General features: G+C 36.3%; 22 protein-coding genes. 7 read left to right on the top strand and 15 right to left on the bottom strand.

All coding sequences use genetic code 11. The annotated features are described in order from the left end of the window. Window position 1: 1 nt before the first annotated feature. The 7 genes from MKX29_RS21460 to MKX29_RS21490 all read right to left on the bottom strand — a co-directional run bounded on the left by MKX29_RS21460 (window position 2) and on the right by MKX29_RS21490 (window position 7,042). On the bottom strand, window positions 2-1,216 hold the full coding sequence (locus MKX29_RS21460; protein ID WP_224936369.1) for an acyl-CoA dehydrogenase family protein: 1,215 nt from the start codon (window positions 1,214-1,216) through the stop codon (window positions 2-4). A 165-nt stretch (window positions 1,217-1,381) separates the two neighbouring features. Then, a complete protein-coding gene (locus MKX29_RS21465; protein WP_251161550.1) occupies window positions 1,382-1,948 on the bottom strand; it encodes a Fe-S-containing hydro-lyase in 567 nt (188 codons plus the stop codon). Window positions 1,949-1,959: 11 nt separating this feature from the next. After that, on the bottom strand, window positions 1,960-2,805 hold the full coding sequence (locus tag MKX29_RS21470; protein ID WP_341107665.1) for a fumarate hydratase: 846 nt from the start codon (window positions 2,803-2,805) through the stop codon (window positions 1,960-1,962). Window positions 2,806-2,807: 2 nt separating this feature from the next. Beyond that, on the bottom strand, window positions 2,808-4,169 hold the full coding sequence (locus MKX29_RS21475; protein ID WP_341107667.1) for an MmgE/PrpD family protein: 1,362 nt from the start codon (window positions 4,167-4,169) through the stop codon (window positions 2,808-2,810). Window positions 4,170-4,260: 91 nt separating this feature from the next. Beyond that, on the bottom strand, window positions 4,261-4,926 hold the full coding sequence (locus MKX29_RS21480) for a GntR family transcriptional regulator (RefSeq protein WP_341107670.1): 666 nt from the start codon (window positions 4,924-4,926) through the stop codon (window positions 4,261-4,263). A gap of 169 nt (window positions 4,927-5,095) precedes the next feature. Beyond that, window positions 5,096-5,953: an HpcH/HpaI aldolase/citrate lyase family protein gene (locus MKX29_RS21485; protein ID WP_341108336.1), complete on the bottom strand. Its 858-nt coding sequence runs from the start codon at window positions 5,951-5,953 to the stop codon at window positions 5,096-5,098. A 24-nt stretch (window positions 5,954-5,977) separates the two neighbouring features. After that, window positions 5,978-7,042: a tartrate dehydrogenase gene (locus tag MKX29_RS21490; protein ID WP_341107672.1), complete on the bottom strand. Its 1,065-nt coding sequence runs from the start codon at window positions 7,040-7,042 to the stop codon at window positions 5,978-5,980. A gap of 257 nt (window positions 7,043-7,299) precedes the next feature. Here MKX29_RS21490 and MKX29_RS21495 point away from each other — a divergent pair, with 257 nt between their 5' ends. Both MKX29_RS21495 and MKX29_RS21500 read left to right on the top strand, forming a co-directional pair. Beyond that, window positions 7,300-8,022 (top strand): ABC transporter ATP-binding protein, encoded by a 723-nt coding sequence (locus MKX29_RS21495; RefSeq protein ID WP_224936363.1) that lies wholly within the window; start codon window positions 7,300-7,302, stop codon window positions 8,020-8,022. Next, window positions 8,019-8,786 (top strand): ABC transporter permease, encoded by a 768-nt coding sequence (locus MKX29_RS21500; protein WP_341107676.1) that lies wholly within the window; start codon window positions 8,019-8,021, stop codon window positions 8,784-8,786. The genes MKX29_RS21495 and MKX29_RS21500 overlap by 4 nt, the downstream gene beginning before the upstream one ends. Window positions 8,787-8,858: 72 nt before the next feature. On the opposite strand, the gene MKX29_RS21505 is transcribed toward MKX29_RS21500, so the two are convergent. Continuing rightward, a complete protein-coding gene (locus MKX29_RS21505; RefSeq protein WP_251161545.1) occupies window positions 8,859-9,134 on the bottom strand; it encodes a hypothetical protein in 276 nt (91 codons plus the stop codon). Window positions 9,135-9,401: 267 nt separating this feature from the next. On the opposite strand from MKX29_RS21505, the gene MKX29_RS21510 reads away from it, so the two are divergent. Continuing rightward, entirely contained in the window at window positions 9,402-9,623 is a 222-nt protein-coding gene (locus tag MKX29_RS21510; protein ID WP_341107678.1) for a hypothetical protein, read from the top strand. 56 nt (window positions 9,624-9,679) lie between these two features. Beyond that, the gene (locus MKX29_RS21515; protein ID WP_251161544.1) at window positions 9,680-11,710 is read left to right on the top strand and encodes a catalase; all 2,031 of its coding nucleotides are present in this window, start codon (window positions 9,680-9,682) and stop codon (window positions 11,708-11,710) included. 332 nt (window positions 11,711-12,042) lie between these two features. Here MKX29_RS21515 and sdaAA read toward each other — a convergent pair whose 3' ends face one another. The 7 genes from sdaAA to MKX29_RS21550 all read right to left on the bottom strand — a co-directional run bounded on the left by sdaAA (window position 12,043) and on the right by MKX29_RS21550 (window position 17,794). Next, complete coding sequence (sdaAA, locus tag MKX29_RS21520) at window positions 12,043-12,933, bottom strand: L-serine ammonia-lyase, iron-sulfur-dependent, subunit alpha (RefSeq protein WP_341107680.1); 891 nt, start codon at window positions 12,931-12,933, stop codon at window positions 12,043-12,045. 24 nt (window positions 12,934-12,957) lie between these two features. Continuing rightward, a complete protein-coding gene (gene sdaAB / locus MKX29_RS21525) occupies window positions 12,958-13,620 on the bottom strand; it encodes an L-serine ammonia-lyase, iron-sulfur-dependent subunit beta (protein WP_224936357.1) in 663 nt (220 codons plus the stop codon). Window positions 13,621-13,656: 36 nt separating this feature from the next. Continuing rightward, window positions 13,657-14,331 carry a helix-turn-helix transcriptional regulator gene (locus MKX29_RS21530; protein WP_289433634.1) on the bottom strand — a complete coding sequence of 225 codons (675 nt, stop codon included), beginning with the start codon at window positions 14,329-14,331 and terminating at the stop codon, window positions 13,657-13,659. 476 nt (window positions 14,332-14,807) lie between these two features. After that, entirely contained in the window at window positions 14,808-15,041 is a 234-nt protein-coding gene (locus MKX29_RS21535) for a group-specific protein (protein WP_224936355.1), read from the bottom strand. Window positions 15,042-15,136: 95 nt separating this feature from the next. Then, window positions 15,137-17,065 carry an LTA synthase family protein gene (locus MKX29_RS21540; RefSeq protein WP_341107682.1) on the bottom strand — a complete coding sequence of 643 codons (1,929 nt, stop codon included), beginning with the start codon at window positions 17,063-17,065 and terminating at the stop codon, window positions 15,137-15,139. Between the two features lie 183 nt (window positions 17,066-17,248). Beyond that, window positions 17,249-17,482, bottom strand: coding sequence for a hypothetical protein (locus MKX29_RS21545; protein WP_341107684.1), 234 nt, complete (start codon window positions 17,480-17,482; stop codon window positions 17,249-17,251). A 12-nt stretch (window positions 17,483-17,494) separates the two neighbouring features. Continuing rightward, on the bottom strand, window positions 17,495-17,794 hold the full coding sequence (locus MKX29_RS21550) for a DUF2642 domain-containing protein (RefSeq protein WP_341107686.1): 300 nt from the start codon (window positions 17,792-17,794) through the stop codon (window positions 17,495-17,497). A 155-nt stretch (window positions 17,795-17,949) separates the two neighbouring features. Here MKX29_RS21550 and MKX29_RS21555 point away from each other — a divergent pair, with 155 nt between their 5' ends. The 3 genes from MKX29_RS21555 (at window position 17,950) to MKX29_RS21565 (ending at window position 20,671) form a co-directional block, all read left to right on the top strand. After that, entirely contained in the window at window positions 17,950-19,044 is a 1,095-nt protein-coding gene (locus MKX29_RS21555) for a glycosyltransferase (protein ID WP_341107688.1), read from the top strand. 47 nt (window positions 19,045-19,091) lie between these two features. Then, complete coding sequence (locus MKX29_RS21560) at window positions 19,092-19,547, top strand: hypothetical protein (RefSeq protein WP_281202455.1); 456 nt, start codon at window positions 19,092-19,094, stop codon at window positions 19,545-19,547. 101 nt (window positions 19,548-19,648) lie between these two features. Beyond that, entirely contained in the window at window positions 19,649-20,671 is a 1,023-nt protein-coding gene (locus MKX29_RS21565; protein ID WP_445662714.1) for a M42 family metallopeptidase, read from the top strand. The last annotated feature ends 16 nt before the right edge of the window (window positions 20,672-20,687 follow it).

Below are 20,687 nucleotides of genomic sequence, written 5' to 3' on the forward strand. Positions count from 1 at the left end.
ACTACACCCTCACCTTTTGAATATCACTACTTAAAGAATACTTTCTTTCGATATGATGACGATTAGCATCCTTTTCCCCTAAGGCATCATTGGCAATCAGTATACGTTGAATATTTGCCGACCCTTCACCAAAGTGAAGCATATTCGCATAGTTTACATACTTCATAATCGGATATTCATCTGCGATACCATTGCCACCAAATATCTCTAACGCACTTCTTGCAGCTTTGGTAGCTACTTCGGAAGCAAAATATTTTGCGTATGCACTTTGTCTAGTCGCCGCTTCGCCTTTATCTTTTAAGTAAGCGCTTTTATACGTAAGCAATCTTGCAGCCTCTGTTTCTACTACCATATCCGCAATCAAATGTTGAATCATTTGATATTGACCAATCGGTACACCACTCACTTCTCGTTCGTTTGCATAAGATATCGACTCATCAATACAACCTTGAGCAATGCCAACCAATCGTGAAGAAACCGTTAAGCGTCCATAATCAAGGGCGTTCATCGCAATTTTAAAGCCTTCTCCCTCTTTCCCTAATAATTGACTTTTGGGGATTCGATAATCCTCTAAAAATACTTCACAGCTTCTTGTCATAAATCCTAGAGAGCTGATTTCGATTGGTTTTGCATAAAACCCTGGTACATTAGTCTCAATAATAAATGCAGAAATGCCCTTATGACCAGCTTCTGGATTGGTTCTCGCAAACAACACACCTACATCTGCCTCATTTGCAAAAGTAATCCACATTTTTGATCCGTTCAGTACGTACTCATCACCATCTAAAACAGCCGTTGTCTTCATTGCTCCAGCAGGATCTGAGCCACCACCAGATTCAGTAAGAGCGAACATACCAATTTTCTCAGCCTTTATTAGAGAAGGAACATATTTTTCAATTTGCTGCTTATTTCCCCAATTTAATATTGTAAAAGGACAGGTCATTGCTTGCATATTAAAGGCATAACCTAACGATGGATGTGCTTTCGATATTTCTTCAGCAATGATAGCTAAATTAAGAAAACCTAATTCAGACCCGCCATATTGCTCAGGAAAACAAGCACCAAAAAAACCTAGATTCCCCATTTTTTCAAAAATATCTTTCGGGAATAATTGATTTTTCTCATAATATTTAATGTGGGGTGACACTTCTTTTCGGACAAACTCCTTTACCATTTGTAAGACTTGTTGGTTTTCACTTGTATATTCGAACTCCATCTCTCCACACCACCTAATTAGAATTTTCTGAATTCATTAATTATACTATTATATATATTAATAATATTCAATATTTTATTAATAAAATAGATAATTTGTTTGGGATAATGGATACAATTGATAGACATGTGAGACTTTGTCCTTTTTAAGAATAGTAATAAATGATTAAAGAGTTGATCTTTCTTGTTGAAACTTCTCTCTTGCTTGTATATACCAGTCATTACCTAAAGAATCGATAATCACTGTAGCTGGAAAATGTTCTACTGTGAGCCTATATACTGCCTCTGGACCTAACTCAGGAAATGCCACAACCTCAGCCTCTCTAATAGCCGTTGAAAGAAGTGCACCGGTTCCCCCTATTGCTGCTAAATAAACCGCTTTGTTTCTTTTTATACTTTCCTTTACTTCTTCATTTCGATATCCTTTTCCAATCATTCCTTTTAAGCCATGCTCTAATAATAATGGTGTATATTTATCCATTCTGCTACTAGTAGTTGGACCAGCGGAACCAATCACTTGATTAGGTTTTGCTGGGGTCGGACCAACGTAATAAATAAAAGCATTTTCTAACGTGAATGGGACCGTTTCTTGTTGAGATAAAAGATCATAAATTTTTTTGTGGGCTGCGTCTCTCGCTGTATATATTAAGCCAGTTAATTCGACTTGCTGCCCGGCCCTTAATGTTTCCAACTCTTCTGGTTTTAAGGGTAGTGATAATTGCTTTTTTTCCAATTTTATCAGCCTCACATTCTCAATTCTTTATGTCTTGACGCATGACAATTTAAATTAACAGCCACAGGAAGTGCAGCGATATGACATGGTTCTAACTCGATCTTTACATCTATGGCAGTTGTATCCCCACCTAATCCTTGAGGACCAATCCCCATTTCATTCATGTTCTTCATTAAATCTTTTTCTAATTGGGCAACTATTGGAGACTGATGATGTTGACCAATCGGCCTAAACAATGATTTTTTAGCTAAATAAGCGCAGCGTTCAAAATTCCCACCAATTCCAATTCCAACAACTAGAGGTGGACAAGCATTTGGTCCTGCATTTTCAACGGTTGTTAAGATGAACTCTTTTACGCCTTCGATACCATCTGCTGGGGTTAACATTTTAAGTGCACTCATATTCTCACTCCCTCCCCCTTTTGCCGACATATGGATAACGAGTTGATCTCCGGCTTTCATTTCGATGTGAATAATGGCAGGGCTGTTATATGTTTCAGATTTATCTCTTGTCAGGGGATTATTGACGATAGAATGTCTTAAATATCCGTCTTTATATCCTTTCATTACACCTTCATTAATGGCACTTGTAATTGTTCCACCTTTAATCAAACAGTCTTGACCTAATTCAACTATAAAAACGGAAACACCTGTATCCTGACACATAGGCACACGGTTTTCTGTAGCGATATTCGCATTTTCAATTAAACCTAACAGTATATCTTTTCCAATTGGTGATCTTTCTGTTTCTACCGCTTGTCGAAAAGCAGAAATAACGTCTTCGCCAAGGTCAAAGTTCGCTTCCTGACAAAGCTTCGCTACTTGTTCCACTATATGGTCATAAGCAATCACTTTCATCATCAAGCCTCATTTCCATTTACAATTGGGCTATTTACCAGTAGCCAATCCTTTATTTTTACATTTTCAATATTGTATATATCATCTACTCTATGATCTACATCTGTAATTTTATGAGCCACTAATGACTGGAACTTCTCAACCATTTGTTTTTTACTGGCAGGATTCTCTGGGTCTCCTTTTGGAAATTCAGTCGCGAAACGATAACTTTCTTTATTCCTTAAGACAATAGTTACCTTGGCACCCCATTGTTCTGGATAGGCATCCGTAAAATCCTTTGTTGATACTACTCGTACTTTATTCATCATTTCTCTAATTTCACTATTATTTAATGTTCTTTCATTAAAGTCTTGTAGAAAAGCGCTGCCTTTAAGAGCGATTAAGCTAACACAGAATTGTACACTAAATTTTGCTGCATAAATGGAACGAGGTTTGGGATTATCCGTTATATCTAATACAGTTTGATAGGTTTCTATGAGGATTTTTTCAATTTCAGTAGAGTCTATTGAATGTTTGTTCATCAATGTATGCACACAGTCCATACTCGGATGGGTATGACGACAGGAAGCATAAAGCTTAAAACCATTTTCCATTATTTTAAACTGCTCACCGAGTCCTTCAACAATCTTTTGTTCGTTGTACGAATCACTCATTGCCTTGAAAAAACCACGATCACCCTCTAATATCTTTGAGGCACCTGTAAAGCCTTTTTTTGCTAGTAGTGCTGCAAGTACACCATTATAGGATGCCTTTGCAGTATGAAGCTGTTTTGAATTGGCTCCGTCTTCAATAAATTCCCATAACCCCGCTGCCTGTGTCCCTGCATTCCCCAAAGCATGAACGATTTGTTGTTTATTAAGCCCTAATAACTTCGCTGCTAAAGCTGCTGCTCCGAAAGTGCCACATGTTGCAGTATTATGCCAATAATAATAATGACTAGGCGTAACCGCTTCCCCGATACGATAACAAACTTCATAGCCGATGACGATACTCGTAATTAATTCTTCTATTGATAAGTCATACGCTTCACACACAGATAAAGCAGCAGGAATCACAACTGTTGCTGCATGAATAATCGACCCTTTATGAATATCATCTAACTCCACTATATGGCTAGCAGCACTATGAATCATGGCAGCATTTGCAAGAGAAGTCCTTTCACCGGAAATAAGGGTTGCCTGTTCATTCCCTCCCATTTCAAATAACGTTTCTTTTAAAGCAACAACTGGTGGTTCATCTATGCCTGCTATTGCTGAACCGTACCAATCTAAAATACATACTTTCGTGAATTCAATCACATCTTTTGGTAAATCTTGATAGTCTAAATTAACTATATATTCTGAAATTTTCTCCGTTAAAGCCATTGTCCATTCACCCTTCCTTCGTTAAAGTAAACGTTTGCAAAAGATAAGGCAGCTCTGAAAAATTCGTGCTGCCTTCCTGATGAATCAATATTTATTTCATTCTTTCATTTTTTAAACTATGAATAAGTGATTCACCTGTTCTTAAAATATGATGAGACAAAATCTCACCTGCATGCTCAAATCTTTTCTCTCTAATCGCTTTGATAATCTCCTGATGCTCTTCATTTGATGTAGCCGTCTGACCTGTAATAAAATGTGGGGTTTGTTGTGGTAGCCCATTCCATAGTGAGTCAATAAAACCATTTAATCTCTCCCAATGGCAGTGCTTTAATAATAATTGATGAAATTCTATATTTCTTTCAACAAATTCATCTACATCTTCACTATCTTCCATTAAATGAACAAGATTTATTAATCTCGTGATTTCAGTATCTGTAAGCAGCTTTGCACTTTGGATAAAAGCCATCTTCTCTAACTGTGCTCTTAAGGTGTACACCTCTTGTAAATCTGATAAATGAATCGTTTTAACAATAGCTCCTTTATGTGGTACTAGGGTAATTAAGCCTTCAGATTCTAATTTTCTCAATGCTTCTCTAATCGGCATTCTACTAACACCGAGTTTTTCTGCTAAATCTGATTGTTTTAATCGTTCACCAGGTTTAAACTGACCTTTTATAATTGCTTCTCGGAGAACATTACATACTTTTAAATGCAGTGTATCACGATTATCTAATTTCAAATCAACATCAATCGTCAATGATCACTCACCCTTTACTCCCTTTTAAAACAGGATACAAAATCCAATTACAATTGTCTATACTTTTCAGAAATTTATTTTAAAGAGTAGTAAAACTAAGTGTTCGATGACAAAGGGTCAGCTAATACTAGCGTATCAAACATTTGACAGTTCAAAATATAAAGTGTCATCACTTTGATTCATTACTCTCACTATTTAACTGTAGTAATTTCTTAGCCTGTTTATAAACGGGATAATCCACTAAACGCCCATTCACATTAATTGATGCTTTTCCCTCTTTCTCAGCGTTTTCGAACAGTCTAATCACTTCTTTAGCCTCATAAATACGGTTGTGATTCTCTTGATGATACACATCATTGATTCGTACGACTTGCTTTGGATGAATCGCTAATTTACCAGCAAAGCCTAGTTTCCTGCCATGGGTTGTTTCTTTAATGAGATCATTGCTATTCTCTAAATGAAGGAACACGGAATCAATAGGTGGTAGTGTTTTAGCTGCTGCTGAAGCGTTTACTAGTTGCGAACGTGCGTATAATAACTCTTCCCTCCCCTCTCCTACCTCAATATTTGTATCTAAACAATAATCAACCGCACCAAAAGCCAGTCTTTCAACGGTTTCTGTTGCAGTGGCAATGTCAAATGAATAATGTATCCCTTTTGCCGTTTCAATTAAGGGAATAAGAGCTATCGATTCGTCTGCCAAATAAGTAGCTATCTCCTTTATCATGTTTTTATCTTCTGTTTTTGGGATAAATAGTCCCCGTGGCTTACATACTTTAACTAATTGAAGATCATGATAAAAATACGGACTTTCACTATCATTAATCCTAATATATACCCTTTGCCTATCCCATTCATTAAGTTCACTCATATAACCAGAGACCTTCTCTCTGGCTACATGCTTTTTGGAATGGGCAACAGAATCCTCTAAGTCTAGTATGATGGCCGATTGTTTAATTGTTAAAGCCTTATTTACCATCTTGGTAGAAATCGCAGGTACGAATAAAAAACTAAACATTTGATTCATCAAATATCTTCAACCTCCCTACATTCAGCCAATATTATTTTGTAATTGAAGACAAATCTTATTTGTCACTTCATCAGTCGTAGCATTTCCGCCAATATCTCTCGTCTTTACCCCTGCATCAGTAACTTCTTCCATTGCTCGTAAGACCTCTCTAGCTAGTGCTACTTCACCTAAATGATCTAACATTAACGAGGCCGTCCATATTTGCCCGATTGGATTGGCTATCCCTTTACCATAAATATCTGGCGCTGAACCATGTACAGGCTCAAACATAGACGGATATTTCCCATTTATATTGATGTTTCCAGCAGGAGCTATACCAATACTCCCCATAATCGCTCCACCAATATCAGTTAAAATATCTCCAAAAAGATTACTAGCAACGATCACATCGAAATCGCTCGGTTTGGAAACAAAAAAAGCAGCTAGTGCATCAATATGCACAGATGATGTACGCACTCCTGTATAGCGCTCACTCACATCTTTAAACACTTCATCCCAAAATGGCATCGAATGGACAATACCGTTAGATTTTGTAGCTGAAGTGACATGACCCTTACGAAGAACAGCTTGTTTAAACGCATAATCCATTACTCTTTCCGTTGCTTTTTTCGTAAAAATGGCGTTTTGGATAGCGATTTCGTCTGTTCCTTTATGTATCCTCCCACCAGATTCACTATACTCACCCTCACTATTTTCACGTACAACGAGAAAATTAAATGCCCCTGGATCAACGAGAGGGGAGGTTAGCCCTTTGAATAATTTTGCTGGCCGGATATTAATGGTCTGCTCAAATTCTCTCCTAATGTGAATAAGTAAACCCCATAATGAAATATGATCGGGAACTTTGTTCGGATCTCCTACTGCCCCTAAAAAAATCGCATCAAAATTCTTCAGTCGCTCTAGACCGTCATCACTCATCATTTTGCCATGTTTGAGATAATAGTCGCACCCCCATGGAAGTTCAGTTGTCTCTAATTGAATACCGCCATGTAAAGTCGCTGCTGTTTGGAGCACTTTAACGGCAGAAGGTACAACTTCTTTCCCTATACCATCACCAGGAATCACTGCTAAATCATATCTTTTCATCATTTTTACCTCCTCTTTGTTGTCATTGTGATATATTTTCATTTCTTTACTGCCTTTAATAAATCCTTTTCTTTTTTCAAATATTAAGTAAAGTCTTTTTACTAAGTAATCATTAGATCGCTTTATTTTAAAGAACATCAAGTTATTTCTTTTTCATTTTAAGCAAGAATGTTTTAAATATCTAACCAATCTCATCCTTTAGGATATACTAAGGTTGTACATAAAGATTTATCATAAATGTAAAAGGGTGGTTATATTTGCAAACAGCGATTTCATTTCAAAATGTACATTATCACACTGATTCATTATCAATTATTAAAGACATAACAGGTACTATTTCTTCCGGGAATATAACGACCGTTGTCGGTCCATCAGGCTCGGGCAAATCTACACTATTCTATTTATGTAATGGAATGAAGTCAGCCTCATCTGGAGACATTTTCATTCATGGTGAGAATATTTCGACCATTACACCAACAGTTCTACGTCGTAATGTAGGAATAGTTCTGCAAAAAGCCATTATGATAGAAGGGGATGTCTATGATAATTTATCGTTGCCACTAACCCTAAATGGAAAACAGTTATCAAAAGAAAAGGCGATCGAAATGCTTAATTTGATTGGATTGAATGAAGAATTCCTTCACCGCAAAGCAACAGACCTTTCTGGAGGGCAACAACAAAGGGTGTCTATCGCGCGGACATTACTGAATGAACCAGCAATATTATTGTTAGACGAAGTTACATCAGCCCTTGATCAAACTTCACAAAGGGAAGTGGAGCAACTAATTACAACGATTAATCAAAAGAGGAAAACAACCATTGTTTGGATTACTCATAATCTTGATCAAGCACTTCGTTTAGGGGATGAGACGTGGGTAATTATAGATGGCAAACTAGCAGCATATGGAAAAAGCACTGAAATTGTTTCATCCTCAAATGATAAGGTCAAGCAGTTCTTTGAAGGTGGTGAGGAAAAATGACTTTTTTTCAATTATCTCTGACATTAATATTTGTTCTTATTCCTATTCTCTTATCTAAAACATTCAGGCTAGGTCTTGAAAAAGATGTCTTGATTGCGACCATTCGATCAATCATCCAACTTCTTGCGGTCGGTTACGTGTTGCAATTCGTTTTTGATTCAGAAAGCTTTTTCTATATCTTTTTAATGATTATTCTCATTATTACTGCTGCCGTACATAATGCAAGAAAAAAAGGTGTGATGATCAAAGGCATTACATGGAAACTTATTCTTACATACTGCTTTATCGAAGTGTTGACCCAAAGTGTCCTTATTAGTCTTAAAATTATTCCAGCAACTGCCCAATACATGATTCCAATTAGTGGAATGATTATTGGTAATGCGATGGTACTATCGATATTATTTCTCAATCGATTTACCGCAGAAATTGAAAACAGAACAGGAGAAGTAGAGCTTCTGCTATCATTGGGGGGTACACCGAAACAAGCTATTCACCGTCAGTTAATGACAAGTATTCGCGCAAGTACAATACCGACAATAGAAAGTCAAAAAACAATTGGGCTTGTACAACTGCCTGGGATGATGAGTGGACAAATAATCGCAGGCGCTGATCCTGTGCAGGCTGTCATGTTTCAATTGTTGATTCTGTTTATGTTGCTTTCTTCTGCTGTTATCACGAGTATTATACTTGGATTCCTATCCTATCCAACAATGTTTAATGAAAGGATGCAATTTGTGACACATACGCCAAATAAAACGGAATGATATCCTTTATAAACGCGGACAAATGGAAATTTGTTCGTGTTTTTCGTTTTAATAACTCTTTGCTCTTTTGCATTATTTTTTATTTCTAAAATAAAGCAAAGATGTTTTAAGGGAAGCGTAACTACCAATAGCCCCATAACCGTAAAAGTAACCCATAAAGACACCTGCAATGAGATCCCCTCTATGACTTATAAATATTGATACAATTAACCCAATAAGTATAGCCACTGTCGGCACATAAGGTTTACTAATTCCTAGAAAATATTTTAACACTTGCGTAAGGATCATCACTATGGGAATAGCGATGATAGCATCCCAAAAATTTGTATGTATGATTGGAAATTCCATATCTTATTGCTCCTTTCATTTTTTAAACCAACAACATTATTCTCTATTATTCTTCATCATTGCTGAAATACTCTTAAATAAGGATAAACCTCATGAAAATTGGTTACATTATAATTGAACAATTCAAGTGTATAGCAAAGGAAAATAATCATTTAAAAGGTTTTACTATACAGATTTACATAAAGTTCTATATTACCCAAGATGATAAGGCGAATGAAAGCCTAGTCTATCGCATTAATTCATCATGTCAAATGGAGGCGAATCTAGATGGCTATTAAAAAGAATATGGAGTTTAAAATTAAAGATGGTTTTTTACCTAACTTATATTTGTCAAAATCTTTGAAGGTTTTGGATGTAAGTGATAGTAGTATTATTATTGAAATGGGATCTTCACAAAGGCGTGGTGTTTTCCCGCCAGAGAACTTCAATTATTGGATTAACAAGGGGATTTTAATTGCCGTAAAAGATCATCAAAAGCGTATATCATAAAATTTTATACATACTTTATTACCGTCATCATACCTTTGATAATGGAGGTGACTGTAGTGGAGCGAGAAGGCAAAAAGCCAGAAAATAAAAAAACGAAACAATTAGAAGCATTCATACGTGAAAATAAAAATCAACCGTTAACAACTAATGAAGGGGTAAAAATTGCGAATGACGAAAATACTCTAACAGCTGGTGAACGCGGTCCCACCTTGATGGAGGATTTTATATTTCAGGATAAAATGGCTCATTTTGATAGAGAGCGTATTCCTGAGAGAGTAGTTCACGCGAGGGGATTTGCTGCACATGGGGTTTTTCGCGTATATGAATCGTTAGAAGATATAACAATGGCTCATTTTCTTCAAGATCCTAGTTTAGAAACACCTGTATTCGTCCGTTTTTCTCAGGTGGCGGGCTCTAGAGGGGTAAATGAAACGAACCGAGATGTGCGGGGATTTGCGACAAAATTTTATACAGAAGAAGGCAATTTTGACCTGGTAGGGAATAATATTCCCATCTTCTTTATTCAAGACGGGATTAAATTTCCAGATCTCATTCATGCAGTAAAACCAGAACCGCATAATGAAATTCCACAAGGTCAAACAGCTCATGACACTTTTTGGGATTTCATTTCGAGCAATGAAGAATCTGCAGCAATGATGATGTGGATTATGTCCGACCGAACCATTCCCCGTAGTTTTAGAACGATGGAAGGCTTCGGCGTCCATACATTTAGACTGGTTAATAAAAATAACGAAGCGAGATTTGTTAAATTTCATTGGAAGCCTGTACTTGGACTGCACTCGTTAATTTGGGATGAAGCACAAAAACTTGGCGGAGCAGATGCCGATTTTCACCGCAGAGATTTATGGGAAAATATCGAAGAAGGTCATTTTGCTGAGTATGAATTAGGCATACAAGTCATTAATGAAGAAGACGAATTTAAATTCGACTTTGATATTCTAGATGCGACTAAATTATGGCCAGAAGAGCTTGTTCCCGTACGGAAAATAGGTAAAATGACATTGAATCGAAATGTTGATAATGTTTTTGCCGAAACAGAACAAGTTGCTCTTCACCCTGGTAGTATCGTCCGTGGTATTGACTTCTCTAATGACCCCCTACTACAAACGCGTATTTTTTCCTATTCAGATACACAAATATATCGTGTAGGAACAAATTTTCAACAAATTCCTATTAATCGTCCTGTTTGTCCATTTCATAACAACCAACGAGACGGTGCAGCCAGATATATTATCGATAAGGACAAAGTCGCTTATCACAATAATTCCTTGCAAAACAATACACCTTATGAAGTACCCCCAGCAAGAGGCGGGTTTCTCACATACCCTTCTGAAGTTGAAGGCATGAAAGTTCGAAAGACTGCTCCAAGTTTTACAGACCACTTTTCTCAGGCGAGGTTATTTTGGAATAGTATGAGTGATGTTGAAAGGAATCATATTTTCTTAGCTTTTAGCTTTGAATTAGGTAAAGTAAAAAGTAAAATGGTCAGGCAAAATGTAGTCAACCTTATTGGTCATATTAGCCACGATCTGGCCACATCCGTGGCACATAAAATTGGTGTCCAGCCACCAAATGTGAAAGAATCATCGGAAACTGCGTCCTCTAAAGCACTTAGTATGGCAAACACCACTTTTTCTCCAGCTACGTTAAAGGTGGGAATCATCGTAGCTGACCAATATGATGCAGCTATTGTACGTCCATTATTACAACAGCTGCTCGCTGCAAAAACTCGCCCGTTCATTATTAGTGAAACACAGGAAACATTGAATGGAACTGATGGTAGTACGCTTCAAGTCGACGATTCCTTTTTAACAGGTTCTCCCCTGGTTTATGACAGCCTATTTGTCGTATCTGGAAGAGGAGCTACACCTCACTTTAATCAAAAAGCAAAGAGCTATATAATTGAACAATTTAATCATTATAAACCGATTGGCTCTTCTCGAAGTGGCATGTACTTAATCCAAGAAGTTGGAATTATTAATAAACCTGGAGTAACAATCACAAACGGCCCTTTTAAAACTTATATACAAAATGTAGGTAAACAAAGGTTTTGGGAACGAGGATAATAGACAAAATACACCAGCATCAACCACCTTTGTGACCCATTTTACATTAGACCACTTTTGTAGTGGTCTTCCCTTATGCTATCTATGCCTGTACTTCATTGTAATCTGTGCAAAAGATGAACATGGGTACGAATATCGTATTGAATGATAAGCACTCCTAAGACTTTTTCATTTGATTTTGATAAAAAGAGTACCTAGCGATCTTTGCTCTACTTCTTTCTCCCACATCTCATTCCTTATTAGCCATACTGCTGCTAAACAAACAAAAAAATAAACACTCTTGAATCGTATAGACACGAGACAAGAATGTTTATTTAAAGTGCTCTATCATATTATTTAACTGTTTTAGCTTTGTTCCCAAAAATCTCTTTTTCTAATCTTCTACCTGTTGGTGTGGCCGCTAACCCACCTTCAGCCGTTTCTCTTAACGCAGAAGGCATCGTTTGACCAATTCGGTACATGGCATCAATCACTTCATCACATGGAATTCTACTTGTGATCCCTGCTAATGCCATGTCTGCTGCTGTCATCGCATTTGAAGCACCCATTGCGTTTCTTTTCACACAAGGGACTTCTACCAATCCAGCTACAGGGTCACATACTAAACCGAGCATATTTTTTAAAGTAATCGCCATCGCATGTGCTGCTTGAGAAGGTGAACCGCCTGCCATTTCTGTAATAGCTGCAGCTGCCATCCCACTCGCTGACCCCACCTCTGCTTGGCAGCCACCAGCTGCTCCGGAAATGGATGCATTATTGGCAACAATAAAGCCAAAAGCTGCGGATGTAAATAAGAATTCAATCATTTCCTCTCTTGTTGGATTAAGTACATCCTTAACGGCAAACAGCGTTCCAGGTACAACGCCTGCGGAACCCGCTGTTGGTGTGGCACAAATAGTTCCCATTGCTGCATTTACTTCATTTGTAGCAACAGCTTTGCTAACAGCATCCAGCAGTGTATGACCAGAAAGTGCTTTTCCACTTTTTATATATTTTTGTAATAAAACCGCGTCTCCTCCTGTTAACCCAGAAACAGAAGTTACACCATTTAAACCTCTCTCTACTGCTTGTTCCATAACGGTGAGATTACGATCCATTTGGGCAATAATATCTTCACGTGTGCGCCCTGATACTTTAACTTCTTGGCGAATCATCACTTCTGCAATTTTGATTTGCTCTCTTTCTGCTATTTCTACTAATTCTGCCGCGTTCTTAAATAACATATACATCCCTCCTACATGCTGTCATTAATCCACCATCTTGATGACTTGAGTGATATGTGGTAACTGAGCAATTTCGTCCATTAAGTTTTGATCAATATTTTGGTCTACTTCAATGACCATTAATGCCATTTTCCCTTTTTCTTTTCTTGACACTTCCATATGACCGATGTTTATTTCATGTTGTGCTAAAAGGTAAGTAACTTTTGAAATTACACCAAATTGGTCATTATGGACCACTAAGATAGCAGGATGTTCACCTGTAAGTTTGAGCGCAAATGAATTTAATTCAATTATTTCAATAGAGCCTCCACCAATGGAAATACCAACTAGCTCCATTTCTTTATCATCATCAAACAATTTAATGCGCACAGTATTTGGATGATCAACAACTGCTTCTTCAACAGAAAACACGATTTCCATTCCCAGTTGCTCGGCTAATTGAAGCGATCCAGGGATGCGTTCATCAAACGTATCGTAATCAAGAATTCCCCCTACAATTGCCACATCTGTTCCATGTCCCTTATACGTTTTCGCAAATGAACCATAAAGATATATTTCCGCCTTCGTTGGCTGCCTGCCAAATAAGGTCCGAGCTACCCTTCCAATTCGAGCAGCCCCAGCTGTATGTGAGCTAGAAGGTCCGATCATAACTGGGCCGATAATATCAAATGCTGATCTATATTTCATATATTATGCTCCTTTATCATTAACTGACTCTTTATCTTAAACATACTCATGCGTGTTTTCGTTCTCATTCTCATTCATCACTTTTATTTTTTGTAAATAATTATAAATAGTAAACTTAGAAACTCCTAAAATAGAAGCAACATATTCATTGGCTCCTTTAATTAAGAAGGTCCCTTTTTCCTCTAACTTTTTCACTGCCTCAATTTTTTCATCAATCGTCATACTTGCAGGTGCTTTTTTATACGGTTGAAGGACTTGTTCCACCATTTCGTGAACAATATCCTGTACGGATGTAAAGAAAGTTTCATCCTTTGTATCTTCTTCATTAAAGTTTGTTAACGTTTCAAGGACACCACCAAATTGCATCATCAAGCTTATGTCGTAGTTCATACATAGCGCGCCAATAATTTTATTATGTTCATCACGTAAGAAAACGGTCGATGATTTCATTACATTTCCTTTTGGTGTCTGCGTTTTATAGTTGGCAAGATCCTCTGCTTCATGGTTACCCTTTGCTAATTCGTTCAAAACTAAATCCGTAATTGGAGCACCAATTGAACGACCAGTTACATTACCGGCAAGATGTATAAGCGATTTCTTAAAATCCGAGAAATCATGAACACCTACTTCACAATGAGGGCCAAACATTTTTACAAGCATATCAGCCGTTCTAATAGCAAAGTCAAATATATGTTGATCCTTCTTTTTCATCTTTGTCACATCCTATACTCTTCGAATGAAACCGTTTTCAAAATGGTTGTATTTCAAATCCTAATCATCATAACACACATAAACTATAATTAAAATATTTTTTTAATGCATACAATTTTTTTGTAATAACGTTCAAAAGTACGATAAACTAAGAACAAATAAAAATCCGCAAGTCTAAAATAGCTATTGTGCAAGTTTAAAAGACAGAAGATTATACCCTCTTTCGCTTGAGAAAGAAGAGGGCATTTGCCTTTCCTATTGACAACTCATCATTGGACTCTTCTCTGAATGCGATAATATAGCCTTGTGGAGACCTGATTTCTTTATTTTTGTGAAGCTCTCAGCTTGGGCTAATTCTATGAGTACGACATTGAAATGCTTTAAATCAATATCACCACTAAGAGTTTTTTCATTTTACACGCATCTGCCCAACAACAAATGAAAAGCGAAAGAACAAAAGTCCTCTCGCTTTATCATCAAACATTTCTTAAGACCAAATGAAGACGATTATTTCTCGTTTCTTGCTCCTCTTCATCAGCTAAATCGTATTTCTTTAATAAGTGAAATACATCGTTTAGGATTTCTTGGCTATGTTCTTCTTGGAAAAAAAGGTCGAACTTTGCATGCAAATCCTTAGGCAAATACGATTGCTGATCTATATACTTATTTTTTACATCAGTCATTGTGTGATCCAATTTGCATTCGCTCATCTTTTATCCCCCTTAATCAATTTCTCAATGTATGAAGTATAACATTGATTATAAGTTGTTTGCTATATTTTAACCCGAAGTCCACATTCAATACTTTAACTTTCCGCTTCACCGTCTTGAACATATTGATAGTCCTCACGATTGATAGGGGTAAACCCTGCTGGATGATAAAACCTTAATAAATCTTTTGTTAATATTTCATCTGAAAGATCAAGCTTTTCTCTTGCAGCTTGTGTCAGTTGATCAAACTCCTCCTCATACGATATCATTTTCCCGCTTTTACTATCATAAAAACGCCGATTAATCATACTTATATCATTCGAGACAAAGTCACCATTTCGCAATGGCGTAAGTTCGATATGACCTTTGGCTAATAAATCTGTTCCTAAACCTAAATAATGATTGGTTTCAACCCCTAATAAATGTAGAAGTGTAGGCCTAATATCTAATTGTCCGCCGATAGGTTGAGGATAATCTCCTGTTTTCACTCCAGGGATATGAATAAAAACGGGGACTTGTTGTAGTTTTAGACTTTCGATTGGCGTCATTTCTTTGCCGATAATCTCTGCCATCGCTTCATTATGATTCTCTGAAATTCCGTAGTGATCACCATAAAGGACAATAATAGAACGGTCATATAGACCACTCTTTTTCAAATCTGTGAAAAACTTAGATAATGCGGAATCTAGGTAATTTGCCGATTGGAAATACTGATTAACAACCTTATCATTTGTATTAGCTTGTGGGAAATTTGTATCCCATTCGTCCATTTCAAAAGGAAAATGATTGGATAATGTAATAAATTTTGCGTAAAAAGGTTCAGGTAATTCCTCTAATATGGGCATCGACTCTTCAAAAAAAGGTTTATCTTTCAATCCATAATTCTTCGTATTTCTCTCATTCATATCATAATATGATGCATCATAGAAACGGTCATAGCCTTGAGAACGATACATTTCATTCCGATTCCAAAATGTTTTATAATTCCCATGAAAGGAAGCAGATGTATAACCATATTCCTTTAATATTCCTGGTGTAGATTGAAAGGTATTTTGCGCTTTATTTACATAGGCCGACCCTTGCGGCATGCCATATAAAGAATTATCAAGAATGAACTCAGCATCCGATGTTTTACCTTGACCCGTTTGATTATAGATTTGATCGAAATAAAACGTCTCCTCATTTTCTACTAAAGAATTGAGAAAAGGTGTGACTTCCTTCCCTTCTATTTTCATATTAATTACAAAATCTTGTAATGATTCCATTGAGACTACTATCACATTGCGATTTTGCGCCAATTGAAAATAATCCTTAGAGGGCGAAACATAGCGATTTTGAATTTCTTTTTTAATCTTCACCACATCTCCGCTATCTGCCGTTGCTCTTTCACTCGTCGCATGTATATTTTGATAAATGTCAAAAAGTGTGAAATTGTATAATCCTAAATACTTAACTAAATAGGCGCGATCAAATGAGCGCTGAAATAACCCTGGTCGATCATTTTCTGCTAAAATGACATTTCCTATAACCATCATTACTCCAATGAAAAGGCCTATCAATGCCATTTTCATGCTTCGATTTCCAACAACCTTAACTTTAAATACGGTCAAAAGGACGACCAACACGATCAAATCTATAAAAAAGAGAATATCTATTGGCTGCATGAGAGCTAAGGCACTATTACTTAATTGCCCCCCATTTGTTCTTGTTTGCATTAAGACTGGTATTGTAATGAAATCATTGAAGAATCGATGGTATACAACATTTGCATAAAGAAGAATGGTTAAAAGAAGATCCATGATAAGTAAATAAATCATTTGTTTACGTTTATTAAAAATATACAAGATAAAAAATAAGCTAGCAGAACTTAAAATATGTGTAGCTAATATAATCATTTGGGTTCCCTGCTCAATATCCATTCGAAACTGTTTGTTATATGTAATCAAGAGCTTCATAACAAAACTACTTAATGCAATGAGAAAAATCGAATGAAATGAAATATATTTATTGTTACTTTCTTCCATGATAAAACCTCTTTCAAGTTCTTTTATAAATAAAAATATAATATGATATAAGCTTGCTCCTATTGAAGACGAAGACTAAAATAATAAAGTTTCAAAAATGCAGCTTTTTGATATCGTCCTGCTACACAAATAAAAATGAGAAAGCCTTCAAAGGTAAAGACCTTCGAAGGCTTTAAGTCATCATTAAACTACTGGTAACTCTACATAACTCACATTACATAACGGGATAATAATCTCGTCCGTTTCATTTGAATAATAACCAGATACGACACGAGCTAACACCAGTGAACCATCTTCTACGCGTAAAAGGACACCTGTTTGAGAAGAAAAGTTACTTACTACAGTGATTGTACGTCCGATGTAACCTTCTAGCTCTTCTGCAATAGTTGGTGCTAATCCAGAAAACCCTCTAGACAATATAAACCCTCCTTATCCTAAATTAATAACTGATTGAATATTTCTAAATGGAACAAAGAAAGTTGAAGTACCATCAGTAACAACAACATAGTCTTTTTTCACTGCTGCTAATACACCTTCAACTGGGCCACCTGTTGTTTCAATTTCTACAAAAGTGCCGACTAAGCGTTTTAATTCATTTCTTAGTCCTTCAAAATTACAGAAGTCATCACCACAGTCATTGTTATGAGATGGTTTTTCACAACCATCTAACCATTCTTTTTCCTTACCACCTTGGTAACGATATTTCTTCTTAGAGTCAGTACATAACATATTGTAATACCCTCCCTTCACTCCTTAATCACTAACTATCTTATGTCGTTTTCCTCAAACTGAATGGACGAGTTTCCCAGTACAAACGCCTTTTTTCTAACAATTCCTTAAACAATCCACATATAATGTAAAAAAACATGATTGGAAGTGTTAAGATGAAATCCATATTAATGGTAGCTGATCACTTAGGAGCAAACGGAACAGTAACTTATATATTTACAATTAGTAAAGCATTAAAAGCCATGGGTTATACGATTATTGTCATCGGGAGACCCGGCGTATTAGGAGACAATTTTAAGCAAGAGAACATTCCTGTCTATGAGGTTAATATCCCGACCACCTTTGACAAAAAATCTAATGAATTAGAAGCAAAAATAGAAGAAATCATTCATAACCATCAAATTGATCTCATTCATTGTCATCAAGTATATTCAGGTATTTTATTCCTTCATATGGCACAAAAACATAACATCCCCTATGTCTACACTCTTCATGGTCTATATAACCGAAAAGACGAGTTATTAAAAATACTTCCAAAATGTAACCAAATCATTACTGTCAGCCAATTCGTTCAAGAGCAATTGGTTCATCAATATAATCTGACATCTACCTTCATTCCAAATGGCATTGATGGAAATGATTATTTTTATCAATCTGATCTAACTGCAAGAAAAAACCTTCATATCCCAGAAACAGGATTTGTTGTCTTTTATGCCAGCCGGCTCGAATTTGATAAAGCAGATATTTGCATGCGTCTGTTAAAAGCCATTGAAGAATTGAGACAACCAAACCTATATGCACTTGTTGCTGGGGAAGGTTTTAGAACGAAACAAATTCATAATATGATTAAAGCGATGAATCGGAAAAGAGCAACACCGTACGTTCATTTATTAGGCTCACAACAAGATTTACGGCCCTTTTACTATTCCGTTAATGCGGTTGTAGGAACCGGAAGAACAGCAATGGAAGCGATATGCTGCGAAGTTCCTGTTATAGCAGCAGGAGCAAAAGGTTATAGTGGAATTTTGACAAAAGAAAACTGGGAAAAAATGAAATATGGTCATTTTGCTGATCATCATGCAGATCAACCTATTCATCAACGGAATATCAAAAATGACATCTTCCAATTAATGACTCATGAAAAAAACCTTGTAGAAATGAAAGAAACTCGTCAAGCATTATTAAAAGATTTTAACATTGCAAAAATCACAAAAGATTTAACTAGTTTGTACGTAAACATCCTCAATTAATGTTAAAATATGCTAAAAGAAACGAAAAAAGGAGGTGCAAGCTCCCCATGTCTAGAAAGAAAATCATATTTATTTCTTTCATGAGTTTAACAACGGTTTTCACCGCTATACTTATTTGTTTTGCGGTGCTAGAGGGAGTCACCTATCAAGCAGCTTCAAAACTGGCTGACACGCTGCAAGAAGAAGACATGCAAAAATTATTAAACGACCCTACAATCCTGTCATATATCAATGAAAAAGACGAGATTGCAACAATGAACTTAAGTAAAACGGACTTACCGATAAAAACGAAATCAGAAGCCATGACCAAAGTAACACAAACCTTCAGCAATCAAGACATCAAGGATCTTTCTACAAAACTAAAACATGGGTTAACGGAGAAAGATAAGGAAGAATTAATGGACACCGTTAATAAGCATTTTAGTGATGAAGAAATTCTTTCACTAAAAATACTTGCCATACAAGAGCATAAAAAAAGAGAATATCAATCACAAAAACAATAAAATGCCTGGCATGTTCAGACACACAAAAAAGGCGTATAATAATAGACAATTAAACATATAGGAGGCTCACAAATTTGACTCACTTTCAAACGAAAGAAACACTGCAATTATTAAAAGATTTAGTTTCCATCCCTAGTCCATCAGGGAATACATATGAAGTAATTTCATTCGTTGAGGAATATTTGCATGAACTTGGCGTACAAACAAGAAAAAATCGCAAAGGTGCTCTTATCGCAACAATTACTGGCAAAGACAATTCCCAACATAGGATGTTAACTGCACATGTGGATACATTAGGAGCCATTGTAAAGGAAATTAAGCCGAGTGGCAGATTAAAAATTGATCTCATTGGTGGGTTTCGTTATAACTCTATTGAAGGCGAGTACTGTCAAATAGAATCGTCAGATGGAAAAAAATATACTGGGACGATTCTCATGCATCAGACCTCTGTTCACGTATATAAAGATGCTGGGACAGCGGAAAGAAATATAAATAATATGGAAGTACGTTTAGATGAAGAAATACACTCCATTGAAGATGTTAAAAAACTAGGAATTGCCGTTGGAGATTTTGTTTCATTTGATCCACGAGTGGAAATAACCAACGCTGGATTTATCAAATCTAGACATTTAGATGATAAAGCAAGTGTAGCTATTTTACTGCAGTTAATGAAAGATATCGCTACTGCTCGTATTGAATTACCTTATACAACTCATTTCCTCATTTCAAATAATGAAGAAATTGGTTATGGAGGCAATTCAAATATCACTGACGAAACAGTAGAATATTTAGCTGTGGATATGGGAGCGATCGGTGATGGACAGGCAACTGATGAATATACGGTTTCTATATGTGCGAAGGATTCTAGTGGGCCTTATCATTATCAATTACGTAAACATTTAGTCTCTCTCGCAGAAGAACATCAAATCGGTTATAAAGTGGATATTTATCCATACTACGGTTCCGATGCATCTGCCGCTATTAGAGCCGGATTTGATATTATTCACGGATTAATCGGACCAGGAATCGATTCTTCTCACGCTTTTGAGCGCACGCATGAAAAGAGTATTCGCCAAACTTACGACTTACTTTATTATTATTTACTGTCAGAACTAGTTGGTTAAAGGATCAATCCTGAGT

It is taken from the genome of Cytobacillus sp. FSL R7-0696, assembly GCF_038006865.1.
GTDB classification, from domain to species: domain Bacteria; phylum Bacillota; class Bacilli; order Bacillales; family Cytobacillaceae; genus Cytobacillus; species Cytobacillus kochii.

What these genes read in the sequence shown, in the direction of transcription:
- MKX29_RS21460 (WP_224936369.1), bottom strand. Translation starts at nt 1,216, where the DNA reads ATGGAGTTCGAATATACAAGTGAAAACCAACAAGTCTTACAAATGGTA.
- MKX29_RS21470 (WP_341107665.1), bottom strand. Translation starts at nt 2,805, where the DNA reads ATGAAAGTGATTGCTTATGACCATATAGTGGAACAAGTAGCGAAGCTT.
- MKX29_RS21475 (WP_341107667.1), bottom strand. Translation starts at nt 4,169, where the DNA reads ATGGCTTTAACGGAGAAAATTTCAGAATATATAGTTAATTTAGACTAT.
- MKX29_RS21485 (WP_341108336.1), bottom strand. Translation starts at nt 5,953, where the DNA reads ATGAATCAAATGTTTAGTTTTTTATTCGTACCTGCGATTTCTACCAAG.
- MKX29_RS21490 (WP_341107672.1), bottom strand. Translation starts at nt 7,042, where the DNA reads ATGAAAAGATATGATTTAGCAGTGATTCCTGGTGATGGTATAGGGAAA.
- MKX29_RS21500 (WP_341107676.1), top strand. Translation starts at nt 8,019, where the DNA reads ATGACTTTTTTTCAATTATCTCTGACATTAATATTTGTTCTTATTCCT.
- MKX29_RS21505 (WP_251161545.1), bottom strand. Translation starts at nt 9,134, where the DNA reads ATGGAATTTCCAATCATACATACAAATTTTTGGGATGCTATCATCGCT.
- MKX29_RS21510 (WP_341107678.1), top strand. Translation starts at nt 9,402, where the DNA reads ATGGCTATTAAAAAGAATATGGAGTTTAAAATTAAAGATGGTTTTTTA.
- sdaAA (WP_341107680.1), bottom strand. Translation starts at nt 12,933, where the DNA reads ATGTTATTTAAGAACGCGGCAGAATTAGTAGAAATAGCAGAAAGAGAG.
- sdaAB (WP_224936357.1), bottom strand. Translation starts at nt 13,620, where the DNA reads ATGAAATATAGATCAGCATTTGATATTATCGGCCCAGTTATGATCGGA.
- MKX29_RS21530 (WP_289433634.1), bottom strand. Translation starts at nt 14,331, where the DNA reads ATGAAAAAGAAGGATCAACATATATTTGACTTTGCTATTAGAACGGCT.
- MKX29_RS21535 (WP_224936355.1), bottom strand. Translation starts at nt 15,041, where the DNA reads ATGAGCGAATGCAAATTGGATCACACAATGACTGATGTAAAAAATAAG.
- MKX29_RS21540 (WP_341107682.1), bottom strand. Translation starts at nt 17,065, where the DNA reads ATGGAAGAAAGTAACAATAAATATATTTCATTTCATTCGATTTTTCTC.
- MKX29_RS21550 (WP_341107686.1), bottom strand. Translation starts at nt 17,794, where the DNA reads ATGTTATGTACTGACTCTAAGAAGAAATATCGTTACCAAGGTGGTAAG.
- MKX29_RS21555 (WP_341107688.1), top strand. Translation starts at nt 17,950, where the DNA reads ATGAAATCCATATTAATGGTAGCTGATCACTTAGGAGCAAACGGAACA.
- MKX29_RS21560 (WP_281202455.1), top strand. Translation starts at nt 19,092, where the DNA reads ATGTCTAGAAAGAAAATCATATTTATTTCTTTCATGAGTTTAACAACG.